Origin of the sequence: Bacillus suaedaesalsae (genome assembly GCF_016890225.1) — a bacterium.
Taxonomy (GTDB): Bacteria; Bacillota; Bacilli; order Bacillales; family SA4; genus Bacillus_BS; species Bacillus_BS suaedaesalsae.
Genome location: NZ_JAFELM010000017.1, coordinates 19,120 through 31,449, shown reverse-complemented (window position 1 = coordinate 31,449; position 12,330 = coordinate 19,120). Strand labels below are relative to the sequence as shown.

Below are 12,330 nucleotides of genomic sequence, written 5' to 3'. Positions count from 1 at the left end.
TGTAGGTGAACAAAACTTTCATTTTTGTCTTCTCATCACTGTGTAATTTACTTCTACCTCTTTATAGGCTGGACTGTTTTCGTTAAAGTCTACTTCCTAAATCCCTTTGGACTTACCCTTAATTTCGGAGCGAATTCCTCTTTCAATATTCTAATTCAAAGTAAACAGAGGAATGTTCGCAATCATTACTTGTGTGTTCAACAACCCAACCATAATAAGAAAGCCCTGCTACTTTGGAACTAATTTTCCAATTTTACAAATTATTTACGATGGAAAAATATTCTATTAATCTTTCACTGCTAGTTTTATACATAGATTCACCGTAATACTTGTCCACAACATTAAAAACTTTGGAGGTATTTCAATGAGTAATGAAAAGAACTTTAAAAACATGGATCGACGAGATTTTTTAAAGGTAGGAGGTATGAGTACGGTTGCGTTATCACTTGGTGCAGCTGGTGCTTTTTCTCTTGGTAATGTTGGTATAGTTGCGGCGGCTGGTTCTGATAATCCAACAAGTGGTTTTGGTGGATATGGTCCACTCGTTCCAGATCCGAAGGGTATGTTAGATCTTCCTACAGGGTTTCATTACAAAATTATTTCTAGAGAAGGCGACCTGATGACTGACGGTACGCCGATTCCTGGAGCTTTTGATGGAATGGCAGCCTTTGATGGGCCGAAGAATACGACGATTCTTGTTCGTAATCATGAATTATCATCAGGTCCTGCGTTTGGGAAAAACCCTTATAATGCAAATGCTCAAGGTGGTACAACCGCTCTTGTTGTAGGCGCTAATCGTGAAGTACAAAAAGAATACGTTACCTCTTCAGGTACAATCCGAAATTGTGCAGGTGGAGCAACTCCTTGGGGCACATGGTTAACGTGTGAAGAAAATCGTTCTGAAGGACATGGTTATGTATTCGAAGTAGATCCACAGCAGCCAGAAAATGATTTATCTAAAACGCCAATCAAGGAAATGGGACGCTTCGCTCATGAAGCTTGTGCCATCGACCCTTCAACAGGTTATGTGTACTTAACGGAAGATGCGAGCCCTAGCTATCTTTACCGTTTCATTCCAAATGATACAAGCCAAAAGCCAGGTTCTCTGCAAAAAGGCGGTACACTTTATGCAGCAGCTATTGAAGCTGTTACAGATCCAGCTGCAAGTACATTTAAAACAGGACAAACCTTTAAAATTGTGTGGAGACAAGTAGATCCCCACTGGTGCCGTGAAGAAGCGAATGCTCAAAATTGTATAAAGTTTTCTAGATTAGAAGGAGCTTTCTTCCAAGAAGGTGTGTTCTGGTTTGATGATACGTCTGCAGGTGATAAAAAGCTTGGCCGTGTTTATCGTTATGTTCCTCATACGAATACATTAGAGCTTTTCTATGAAGGAAATGATGCAGCGCAAATGGAATATCCGGACAATATCTGCTGTACGCCTTGGGGAGACCTTTGGTTTGTTGAAGATGGTTCTGGACAAGATCGTATAATGGGTATTACACCTGAAGGTAAAGTTTATCCTTTTGCCGCTAACCGTTTAAACAGCAGTGAATTCGCAGGTCCTACCTTCTCTCCAGATGGAAAGACACTGTTTGTGAACATTCAATCCCCTGGGTTAACGTTTGCAATTTGGGGACCTTTCCAACGTAGAAACGCAGCTCGTGCAAGGGAAATGTCTTACTCGGCACCTACTAATCTTGCACCGAAAATTTCCGACCATGTAGCGAAGGTGGCTGAGGCACAAGGAATGTCTGTTTTAGAAGCTGCTGCATTTGAGCGTCACGGAATTAAATTAAGTTAATTGCTTTACTAACTACATAAAAAAGATGTAAGCATTTTGCATGATTTACATCTTTTTTTACTACATGGTTATAAGAAACCTATTCAATCAATGGAGGTTATGTAAATGTTACAAAATATCGGAATTCCCGGTTTAATTCTCATCCTTGTGATTGCCTTAATCATTTTTGGTCCATCTAAGCTACCCGAAGTTGGCCGTGCATTTGGAAACACGTTAAAAGAATTCAAGAAAGCTACTAGTGATCTAGTCCATGGTGACAATGATAACAAGAAAACTACTACTGAAGCTGTGAATACTCAAGCTGACGATTCTATCCAAAGCAAGATTAGTAGCTAATAATACTTATAAGAAAGATATGAGTAATCATCATAACCTTATATCTTTCTTCTTTTTCTGAGAGGAGTTATGTTACATGCAGAAAGTTGAAATGAATGTTATGGGACATTTAGAAGAGTTACGGAAACGACTCATCATAACCGTTGTAGCTTTCCTACTCTCCTTTGCTGTTTCCTTTCTTTTCGTTCAGGATATTTATCACTTTTTAATCAAAGATTTAGAAAATCCATTAGCACTACTAGGCCCCGGTGACATTCTATGGGTGTACATGGTACTAGCTGGCATTGCCGGAATCGCCATTACAATTCCCGTTTTCGCTTATCAAACATGGAGATTTGTCAGACCCGCTTTGACAAAAGATGAGCAACAAGCATCACTTGCGTTTATTCCAGGTTTGTTTCTTTTATTTGTGTGTGGCATTTCCTTTGGATACTTTGTTCTTTTTCCACTCGTACTCTCCTTTCTTCAAAACTTAGCAGGAGACCAATTTCAAACATTCTTTACCGTTGATCGTTATTTCAAGTTTTTGATTAACTTAACTCTTCCGTTTGGTTTTCTATTTGAAATGCCAGCTGTGGTGATGTTTTTAACGAAGCTCGGAATCATTAATCCTGTTAAATTGATGAAAGCTCGCAAGATATCTTATTTTGTTTTAATTGTTGTGTCAATCTTGATTACTCCACCCGACTTCGTTTCTGATATTCTCGTTATTTTACCGTTACTACTTTTATATGAAGTTAGTATTTCCTTATCTAAATTCGTTTATAAAAAGAGGATAGCTGCTGAGGAAACATCCCTGAGCTTATCTTAATGTTACAGTGGGCAGACATTTATGGTAATTGCAGTGTCTGCCTTACTTCTTTATTCTTGTATATTCCCCCACTAACGCTGGAAAGCTACTAAACTCTCTCCTCATTTCCCGAAACGTAACCACTTCATTCCCCCTCAAAATCTCAAACTCAAGCGGATACTCCACACAATTCAACGGTTTCTGACCAAAGTTGTCGGCAAAGAATTGTATTGCTTCTTCCGGACTTTGTGCAAAGATAAAAAAGAATTGTTGGGGGTTAATTTTCAATGAATAGATATTCACACGATGTACTCCTAACACATTCTTCTGAATCAACTCCGCCACTTTCTCATGGTCTGCTAGATTCAAATCAATTTTCGAAACATCATCTGTCAATGAAAGCTTACTTTCAGCAAGTAAATGGTGTATGTAATGAGCCAGGGTTGCTTCTTCGTATTGCAAGCAATCCAAATAATAATCCTTCACGAGCATGTGTGATCACCTCTAACTAGTAACCGTAAAATACTGAATAGCATAGTCTAGTTACCTATTTCCGCTAGTTCATTTTCCGTAAAACTCTCAATCAAACCGGTATGTACGTTATATTTCACCTTGATGTTACCTACTGGACCGTTTCGGTTTTTGGATACGATGATTTCGAGTGAGGGGTCGTTTGATTTTTTGTCGTAGTATTGATCTCTGTATAGAAACAGAATAACGTCTGCATCTTGTTCGACACTACCGGATTCTCGGATGTCTGACATCATCGGGCGCTTGTTGGATCGTGATTCTACGGAACGGTTTAATTGGGCTAAGCAAACAACAGGACAATTCAGGTCTTTAGCCATTGTTTTTAGATTCCTAGAGATTTCTGTGACTTGGTTGTGTGAGTTGCCTGCGTATTGTTGGTTCGCTTGAATGAGTGTTAGGTAATCGATGAGGATGATCGGTTTTTTGTTTGGGAATTGATGCATGATTTTACGTGTTTTCGCTCTCATTTCAGATACTCGTTGTCCTGCTGCATCGAAGATCTGGATGTTGGTTTCACTTATGTTTCCAATGACCTCTGCCCACTTGTTTTTTTGCTGATCGTTCAGCATCTTCTTGGGATTTCGCAATTTTGTTCGATTGTAGCTTCCTGTTGAGGCGATGAGTCTCGAAGTGATAAGCTTTTCTGGCATTTCTAACGAGAAGATAACGGGGATATAGCCTGTCCAGCCTGCTGCTTTTGCAAAATGAAGCATCACGTCTGTTTTCCCCATAGACGGTCTTGCTGCAACAATCGTCACTTCCCCATCTTGAAATCCACCTGTTAATGTATCCAACGATTGTATCCCAGTGGTCGCTGTTTTCACTTCCTCTTGATCTTCCCAAGGGGAATGATAAACAGCTAAAAGGGAATCCTGAATGGAGGAATGATCGTTTAACGTAACTTGGTTGATTTTATCCAGCTCTGTGATGACTCTAGCAATCTCCCAGTCGTTTAACCCAGCAATTTTTAGGATGTTGCGCTTTTCCCTTTCCTTCCAGGAATCCATAATGATTTCTTCTAGCTCGTCAAACTTCTCCACCTCTGCATACGACTGCAATTCCGCCAAATACGATACCCCGCCAATTGAACTGAGGATGGGTAAGGTGCTCAGGGTGATTAAATCCGTGTTTTTCCCCTTTTGAGACAATTCCAGCATACTTCTCATGATTTCTTGATGTATCGTGCTTTCTAACTGCTGAGGTTGAATGATCGTGTCTTTAATCAAATAATCAGCCTTCATCAAGCATCCTAGATATGTCTTTTCTGCCATGCTCACCAGTCTTCACCTGCCGTAATATCCAGAACAAATTCTTCATGTACGTAAGCCTCTTCTTCATCGTGTTTAGAGCTCTGCTTTTTTTGTTCTTCGTTAGCCTTGAAATCTTCTAGTGTCAAAATACATTCATTTTCCCAATTACGTAAAATAGCTACAACATAACTCAATTTTCTGCAATTATTTGAACTAGCAATATCCAATGCCTTTAAAATCATCTCTTTCGGGTTCACAAAGCTAGAATCATATAACCACATCAACAACTGCTGTTTCGCATTGATATTTGAAAAACCAAATCCATTTGTATCCCAAAATTCAATAATCTCTTTCACATCTTCTTTTTTGGCATTTTCTGTTTCTGGATTAAACACTACATTCGGAGCAAGAGCTATTTCTTTTTCTTGTTGTTGTTCTTTTTCTTCTTCTTTTTCTTTTTCTTCTTCTTGCCCACGTATCGTCATACGTGATGAGGACGTATCGTGAAATGAGTCAAAATAAGACTCTTCTAGATAAGCCACACGTTCTTGCTCCTCACCTGCATAATAGGAATGATAGACTTCTAGAATTTCTTTATTCTTAATAGATTCTGCGACATAAGGAATCAGTGAAGTATCCTGCACATGCTGAATTTCAGATACAATGCAATCGACTATTGGCTTACCGCCTCTATTTAGGTTAAAGTTAGCCCAGTTCTTGATTGCTAGCTCTCTTGTTTCTGGATTATAACGAATGAGCTTGTGATGATGAATGAATCGATTCATCAATGCTTCCACACTATCAAGGCTATACCCCATATCAAAGGCCATTTGTTTTTTCGTAATTCTGTAGATCCCAATTTGTGTTGTATTTTGATTCGTTAATAAATACAAGTAAAAATACTTATCCTCCGGAGTCATTTCCTCTGACATCATGGGATGAATCCAAAAATCTGTACACACCTTTCTGAACTTTGCCATGTTCCTCAACCCTTTCTAGTAAAAAATATTTTTTCATATAATACATAGTGAAAAAAATATAAAAAAGGGTTAAGTTATACTAAATTTTTTCAAAAAAATTTTGTGAAGCAGAGGGACGGTTCTCTTGTTTCATTTGGAAGCATAAGAACCGTCCCTCTGCTTCATACAATAATTGTTTAAAAGAATATTTTTCTATTGAACTCGCTTCAGAAAACAGAAATATTCTTTAACCAAAACTTGTATTTGATTGTATTATCGATTTAAAAAATACTAGATTAAAAAATTCCCTCTATTCATAACCGTGCTATAATATAAAAAAGAAAAATATAGGAGTGATTTTAATGGAAGATACATTAAAATTAATTCTTGATGAATTAAAAGGACTAAAAGATGGACAGAGGAAACTGGAAGATGGACAGGAAAACCTTGTTGGAAGACTCCACAACCTTGAAGATGGACAGAAACTTCTTAAAGAAGGTCAGTTAGAACTAAAGAAAGACGTATCGAGTATAAAAGATTATCTTATCAATGGTCTTGGACCATACTTTGATCATCTAGAGAAACACATTGATGAGAAGTCAGATGAACTGAAGGAAACATTAGAAGGCCAGCAAAGGGTCATTGATACATTAGCTTGCTCGTTCCGTTAAACATGAAAGTGAAATTAATGACTTAAAACGAATAGTGAAAAACCAGTAGCAGCAGAGTTACTGGTATTTTATATTTCAGCGAGAGTTATCTTGCTTCATTCGAAGCAGTTAAACTCTCTTTTTTTATGAATTAACTTTTAAAACTTTTAGTAATTGTCCTTTCAATCATCCGTTATATCTAGATAATCACTTTCATATCAAACCAGGTGCACCAAAGGCAGCTCCTATTCCAAATCTTGATAACTTACCCGATGAATTCGCACCAGGAATTCACCGCGATGATTACGCAAGAATTGCAAAGAAATTAATGGAGAATATGTAGCACGTTAAGGTAATGCTGATTATCAGTTTTGCCTTTTCTAATGTACTCATTAAAACAGCATTTTCCTGCGCTAAGTGTAATTATAAAATTTTTGTACATCCTATACAGAAGTAATGATAAGAAAGGAAGACTGACCATGAACTTAAAAGGTACATTACAAGAAGCTCAAGATATCATACATACTGCTCATCAACATTTAAAGCAAGTGAATTCAAACAGCACAGAAGCCGAAGCTTGCCTCTTTGCTCAAAAGGAACTCGAAAAAGCACAACAGAAGATTCAACAGGTTCAGCAATTGATTCATGAATAAAAAACAAACTGACTTAGACCATAATTCCAAGTCAGTTTGTTTTTTTAAACATCATTTTCTTTAATTTTTTTCTTTATATACTATTATTAAACCTCCACCTTCTCCTTCTGATTCACAACCAAAGCTGTAGCAAAAGTAAACCAAACATCAAGACAAAACAAAGCATTTGAACGACCAGAATCGTTTCAACACTCGAGTTCGTAAATATAATCAAGTCTATTTCTTAGATCAGAATTAATTATTTATTTTCAATCATAGTTGGAAGTTTAATATATTCTTTGAAACACTTCCGTTGCGAATTCTTCATATCCTTTTTCCGTCAAATGAATGCCGTCTTCACTTATGAGACCATTTACATCTCCAGCATTTTTGATCGCTTTTCTTACGTCTATCAGCATAACATCTAATTCTTCTGCCACTTTCTGAACGGCGTTATTGTATTGGCTATGCCAGTACTCGATTCCTCCTAGCTTACAAATCCAGTGACTTACCTGCGTGCTGAAACTTTTCGTAATTCTATTATAATAGCGAACTGGATCTAAAGGCGGTAACGTAGATAGAATCGGTGTAATCCCCTCGTTTCTTATTTTTAATATAATAAATTTAAGATTAACAATATATCGATCTAGTGGAACTGTTGGCTCATGAAACTTAGTAGGATTTTCTGAAACCTCTGACCATGAGAAATCACAATCATTCCCGCCTATTTCAATAATCACATAATCAGGCTTTTCATGAAAGACATCACGTTCGAGTCTATCTATAAGTAAATTGGAATTGTCATTAAATACCCCTTTATTAATGACTTGTATCTCCTCATTCTCTTTATTTTTATTTTTCATTAAATCAAGTAACACAGCAGGATAATTTCTTTTTAGAATCCTTAAACGCCCATTTACAAAGGAAACGCCTCTCGTCAAGCTATCTCCAAAACATAAAATTTTCATATACACCATCCATTCAAACTACACGTTACCTCATATAACGATATAACGTAGTATTAATAACTACGTATAAATATATAACAAACTACGAAATGTAGCAAGTGTTGAAAACCGACTATTTTCTTGTTAAAATAAACCCACTACTAAATACAGGAATTGAGGTTTTCATATGGCGGATGTTGAAAGGTTACTAGAAAGCTTGAAAGGAACGAAACAGATTGAGCTTGAGGATATACCGGGAATTGATTTATATATGGACCAGGTTATGCAGCTGTTTGATAACAAACTCTCTAGCGGTGATCCAAGTGAGAGAGTCCTGACGAAAACGATGATTAACAATTACGCAAAGTCCGGACTGCTGCTTCCGATTAAAAATAAAAAATATACGAAAGAACATATTATTCTCCTCAGCTTAATTAATCAGCTGAAAGGAAGTTTGAAAATCAATGAAATCAAGCAGTTACTTGAAGAGCTGAATCAAAAAATAGTAAATGAGGAATTTGACTTACCAGATTTTTATCGTTACTACCTTGAACTCATGAATGTAAATGCAGAACATTTCAGTCGTACTTTGCAAACACATTTTCATGAGGCAACAGAGTTGGTATCAACTAAAGACCAAACTGATACAAGCTATGTAGACAAAGTATTGCTTATTTCGTCTCTTGCGCAAATGAGCAATCTCTATCGACATGCTGCTGAAACATTAGTTCGAGACATTGCTTCAGAAGAGAAAGAATAGTAAAAAACGGTGCCATACTAGTAATGGCACCGTTTTTTACTGAAATTCCATAAATTTAAATTGAGTATCATGACAAAGAAGACAAAAGCAGAGAGAAGAAAACTCTTCGACGGCGATATACCTTGATATTATTGAGTTATAGCCAAGTGCTAGCAATGTGATATACATGTGCTAATTTATTAATTATTACGACTTAATCCCAGCCCCACAAAGAGGAATGACAACTATTTCTCCAGGCTCCCTGTTATATTTCAAGTAACCAGCATAATTAACTGCTGATGTAATTTCAACATAAAAGCCTTTGTCAGCAAGCTGTTCCCTGGCACTCAAAATCTCTTCTTCTTCAATGTCTATAAAGGTACCATTTGTATCACGTACAGCTTCTAAGATTTGACTAGAACGGGCTGGAGCAGCAATCGCAATGCCTTCTGCAAGCGTTCCTTTGTTTGTGAATGGTGCTGCTTTAGGTTTCCCAGTTTCATATGCAAGACAGAGTGGTGCACAGTTGGCAGCTTGGATGGCAATGAGTTTTGGCATTTTATCTATTAATCTGTTTTCTAGCAATTCTTTGAAGCCATAGTAGGCGCCAAGTAACAGCGTTCCATTTCCAACTGGGATGATGAGTGAATCTGGCACTCCTTTTAGTTGTTCATAAATTTCATAAGCGTATGTTTTTGTTCCTTCATAAAAGTACGGATTATACACATGACTTGCGTAAAACACGTTTTCTTCTTCCACCGCTTGTTGTGCTGCTGCTGCTATTGTCTCCCGTGTACCTTGAATTTCTTTAATGGTTGCGCCATGTGCTTTTACTTGCGCTATCTTTTTCGGAGACGTTTGATCACTTAAATAAATATCGCACGCAATGTTACAACGTGCTGCATAGGCTGCGATTGCTGTTCCTGCGTTGCCACTACTATCGGCGATCACCTTTGTTACACCTAACTCTTTTGCCTTCGCCATCAATACAACTGCTCCCCGATCTTTGAAGGATAACGTAGGCATCGTGTATTCAACTTTTACGTATGTATGTGGCTCTAGTGGATCTAACACGAGTAAAGGAGTTTGACCTTCTCCCATTGTAATTTCTCTCCAAGACATAGCATCGTTAGCAAATGGCATCGTATCCACATAACGCCACAAGGAGTTTGGATATTGTCTCCAAGCTTCAACGTCAATGTTTGGTGTTTCCTTACGTAAATCTAAGACTCCTCCACAATCACACTTCCACCTGGTCATTGTAATTTCATACACTGTTTCACAACTGTTACATACGAATTGCTCCATCCTACATTCGCCCCCTGCCTAAATATAAGCTATCGCATCAATTTCAATTTTGAAGCCAAAATGTAACTCATTCGTCGGCACAACTGTTCTGGCAGGTTTATGCTCACCAAAAAATTCACGGTACACAGCATCTACTTTGTCCCAAAGCGAAACATCAGGTATATACAGTGTCATACGGAGAATGTGTTCTTTTTTACTTCCTGCTGCTTCTAGAATGAGTTCCACGTTTTTTAGTGACTGTAATGTTTCTTGCTCAATCGTTCCAAACTTCTTTTCACGGGTTACAGGATCAATCGCAAATTGACCAGACACATACACTGTATCGTTATGTACTGTCGCAAGTGCATAATGTCCATTTGACTTCAGGTTTCCTGCTTCGACTATACTTATCATTCTCATGCTCCTAACTTGTCTTTTTTATATACATATACAAGTTAATGAGAAAAAAGCAGTCTATAGGCATAATATTTTATTCATATGGTTGAAGTTTGTTATAACTATAATTGCACGATTCTTTCATAAACGTGTGTCAATTTGACAACGATAACATGGTACATAACAGAAGGAGGATATTTACTATGAATGGAAACGAAGAATACATGTTAACTTCTTACACTCTTCCTAACGGAGTGGAATTGAAAAACAGATTGGTTATGGCTCCGATGACGAACTTTTCATCCAATCCAGATGGAACGGTTACAGAAGCTGAGGTTAATTACTATGCACGCCGTTCGAAAGGCGTAAGCATGGTGGTGACAGCTTGTACATATGTTACGCCGAACGGAAAAGGATTTCACGGCGAATTTGGTGGAGACAAGGACGAGATGATTCCAAGTCTTAAACAAGTAGCAGATGCAATTAAAGGACAAGGAGCGAAAGCGGTCCTTCAAATTTTTCACGGTGGTAGAATGTGTCCACCAGCGCTCGTTCCAAATGGTGAAATTGTTAGTGCCAGTGATGTACCTGCTGAAAGAGGCGGTGTATCAACAGAAGAACCGGATTTAAAGCCAAGAGCGTTAACAGAATCAGAAGTACAAGAAATGATCCGATCGTTCGGTGAAACAACTCGTCGTGCCATTGAAGCAGGATATGACGGTGTTGAAATACACGGAGCAAATGGGTATTTAATTCAGCAATTCTTCTCCCCTCATTCAAATAAACGCGAAGATCAATTTGGTGGCAGTTTAGAAAAACGAATGACCTTCCCGCTTGCGATTGTGGATGAAGTGAAAAGAGTCGTGAAGGAGCATGCAACCTCACCGTTTATCGTAGGATATCGTTTCTCACCAGAAGAACCAGAAACTCCTGGTATAACAATGGGAGATACACTAAAACTTGTGGACGAATTAGCTGATAAAGGCTTAGATTATTTACATGTATCACTTCAAGACTTCCACTCGACTGCTAAAAGAGCTGTGGAAGATACCAATAAGAAAAGAATTGACTATTTACTTGAAACAATTAATAACCGTGTCCCGCTAATTGGAGTTGGTTCCATTTATACCGCAGAAGATGCACGTAAAGCATTTGAATCAGGTGTACCTCTACTTGCATTAGGTAGAGAGCTGATTATTGATCCTGATTGGGTACAAAAAGTAGCTGAAGGGAAAGAAGCTGATATTGTCACTAAAATTGATAAGACGAAACAAGAAGAATTAGTGGTTCCAGATCCTCTATGGGCTGCGATTGTAAACACTCCAGGATGGTTCCCGGGGGTTTAAGAGTAACTAAGACTTGTTCGTTATACGGCATCTCTTATAATAGCTTAGCACTAAGAAGACCCCTTTTTACCACTCGGTAAGTATAGGGGTCTTCATTGTTTATGTATTAATGCTCACCTTCTGTATATACTTGGAAGGTTACACCAAACTTATCTATAACGCCTCCATATGCAGGGCTAAAAAAGGTTTCCTGTAGAGGCATTGTAACGGTTCCTCCATTACTTAATGCATCAAACATCGCTTTTGATTGATTTGCATCCTTTGTTGAGATACAAATCGTCACTTGATTTCCACTTTGATGTGGCTGACCTGGAAACGTGTCTGATAGCATTAGTTCTGTTTCCCCAACTTTAATAGTCGCATGAGAGATTCGGTTTTTTGCCTCTTCAGGTAAAGGAAACTCTGGATTTTCTGGCATTTCACCAAAAGATTGTGAATACAACACCTCTGCTTTTAAAGCCTCTTGATAAAAATCGATTGCTTCCTTTGCATTTCCATTCATCACTAAGTACGGAATTAACTTTACTGACATCTAAACCATCTCCTTTAAGTTATCTTACAATCAAATTATACAATTTAGAACATTTGTTCGCAACCACTGTTTTTATGAAAAGGTTGTTTTCGCATACTTTGTTGTTTTTAGTTGAGATTTCCGCTCCATTT

The 12,330-nt window shown here is 37.8% G+C and carries 14 protein-coding genes and 1 pseudogene; 8 read left to right on the top strand and 7 right to left on the bottom strand.

Annotated elements, in window-relative coordinates; all coding sequences use genetic code 11:
• The first annotated feature begins 364 nt into the window (after positions 1-364).
• The 3 genes from JR050_RS04695 to tatC all read left to right on the top strand — a co-directional run bounded on the left by JR050_RS04695 (position 365) and on the right by tatC (position 2,951).
• The gene (locus tag JR050_RS04695) at positions 365-1,804 is read left to right on the top strand and encodes an alkaline phosphatase PhoX (RefSeq protein WP_204202366.1); all 1,440 of its coding nucleotides are present in this window, start codon (positions 365-367) and stop codon (positions 1,802-1,804) included.
• A gap of 105 nt (positions 1,805-1,909) precedes the next feature.
• Positions 1,910-2,140 carry a twin-arginine translocase TatA/TatE family subunit gene (locus tag JR050_RS04690; protein WP_204202365.1) on the top strand — a complete coding sequence of 77 codons (231 nt, stop codon included), beginning with the start codon at positions 1,910-1,912 and terminating at the stop codon, positions 2,138-2,140.
• A gap of 76 nt (positions 2,141-2,216) precedes the next feature.
• A complete protein-coding gene (gene tatC / locus JR050_RS04685) occupies positions 2,217-2,951 on the top strand; it encodes a twin-arginine translocase subunit TatC (protein WP_204202364.1) in 735 nt (244 codons plus the stop codon).
• Positions 2,952-2,993: 42 nt separating this feature from the next.
• On the opposite strand, the gene JR050_RS04680 is transcribed toward tatC, so the two are convergent.
• From JR050_RS04680 to JR050_RS04670, 3 genes are read right to left on the bottom strand one after another with little or no spacing between them, the layout of a single operon-like run.
• Entirely contained in the window at positions 2,994-3,422 is a 429-nt protein-coding gene (locus JR050_RS04680) for a hypothetical protein (RefSeq protein WP_204202363.1), read from the bottom strand.
• Between the two features lie 47 nt (positions 3,423-3,469).
• On the bottom strand, positions 3,470-4,732 hold the full coding sequence (locus JR050_RS04675) for a replicative DNA helicase (protein WP_239454100.1): 1,263 nt from the start codon (positions 4,730-4,732) through the stop codon (positions 3,470-3,472).
• Between the two features lie 2 nt (positions 4,733-4,734).
• Positions 4,735-5,691 (bottom strand): DnaD domain protein, encoded by a 957-nt coding sequence (locus tag JR050_RS04670; protein WP_204202361.1) that lies wholly within the window; start codon positions 5,689-5,691, stop codon positions 4,735-4,737.
• A 341-nt stretch (positions 5,692-6,032) separates the two neighbouring features.
• Between JR050_RS04670 and JR050_RS04665 the strand changes: the two genes are divergently transcribed.
• From JR050_RS04665 to JR050_RS04660, 3 genes and pseudogenes are all read left to right on the top strand, one after another.
• The gene (locus JR050_RS04665; protein WP_204202360.1) at positions 6,033-6,341 is read left to right on the top strand and encodes a hypothetical protein; all 309 of its coding nucleotides are present in this window, start codon (positions 6,033-6,035) and stop codon (positions 6,339-6,341) included.
• A 205-nt stretch (positions 6,342-6,546) separates the two neighbouring features.
• Positions 6,547-6,663 (top strand): annotated as a pseudogene (locus tag JR050_RS20250) (manganese catalase family protein); the annotation flags it as partial.
• Between the two features lie 136 nt (positions 6,664-6,799).
• Positions 6,800-6,973: a hypothetical protein gene (locus tag JR050_RS04660; RefSeq protein ID WP_204202359.1), complete on the top strand. Its 174-nt coding sequence runs from the start codon at positions 6,800-6,802 to the stop codon at positions 6,971-6,973.
• Between the two features lie 266 nt (positions 6,974-7,239).
• Here JR050_RS04660 and JR050_RS04655 read toward each other — a convergent pair whose 3' ends face one another.
• A complete protein-coding gene (locus tag JR050_RS04655) occupies positions 7,240-7,920 on the bottom strand; it encodes an SGNH/GDSL hydrolase family protein (RefSeq protein WP_204202358.1) in 681 nt (226 codons plus the stop codon).
• A gap of 166 nt (positions 7,921-8,086) precedes the next feature.
• On the opposite strand from JR050_RS04655, the gene JR050_RS04650 reads away from it, so the two are divergent.
• A complete protein-coding gene (locus JR050_RS04650) occupies positions 8,087-8,659 on the top strand; it encodes a DUF1836 domain-containing protein (RefSeq protein WP_204202357.1) in 573 nt (190 codons plus the stop codon).
• Positions 8,660-8,845: 186 nt separating this feature from the next.
• Here the strand turns inward: JR050_RS04650 and JR050_RS04645 are convergent, their stop codons facing one another.
• Together JR050_RS04645 and JR050_RS04640 are read right to left on the bottom strand one after the other, a co-directional pair.
• The gene (locus tag JR050_RS04645) at positions 8,846-9,946 is read right to left on the bottom strand and encodes a threonine synthase (RefSeq protein WP_204202356.1); all 1,101 of its coding nucleotides are present in this window, start codon (positions 9,944-9,946) and stop codon (positions 8,846-8,848) included.
• An 18-nt stretch (positions 9,947-9,964) separates the two neighbouring features.
• Positions 9,965-10,339, bottom strand: a complete 375-nt coding sequence (locus JR050_RS04640) for a RidA family protein (RefSeq protein ID WP_204202355.1) — start codon at positions 10,337-10,339, stop codon at positions 9,965-9,967.
• Between the two features lie 185 nt (positions 10,340-10,524).
• On the opposite strand from JR050_RS04640, the gene JR050_RS04635 reads away from it, so the two are divergent.
• A complete protein-coding gene (locus tag JR050_RS04635; RefSeq protein WP_204202354.1) occupies positions 10,525-11,667 on the top strand; it encodes an NADH-dependent flavin oxidoreductase in 1,143 nt (380 codons plus the stop codon).
• A gap of 106 nt (positions 11,668-11,773) precedes the next feature.
• Here the strand turns inward: JR050_RS04635 and JR050_RS04630 are convergent, their stop codons facing one another.
• Complete coding sequence (locus JR050_RS04630; RefSeq protein WP_204202353.1) at positions 11,774-12,199, bottom strand: VOC family protein; 426 nt, start codon at positions 12,197-12,199, stop codon at positions 11,774-11,776.
• Positions 12,200-12,330 lie beyond the last annotated feature (131 nt).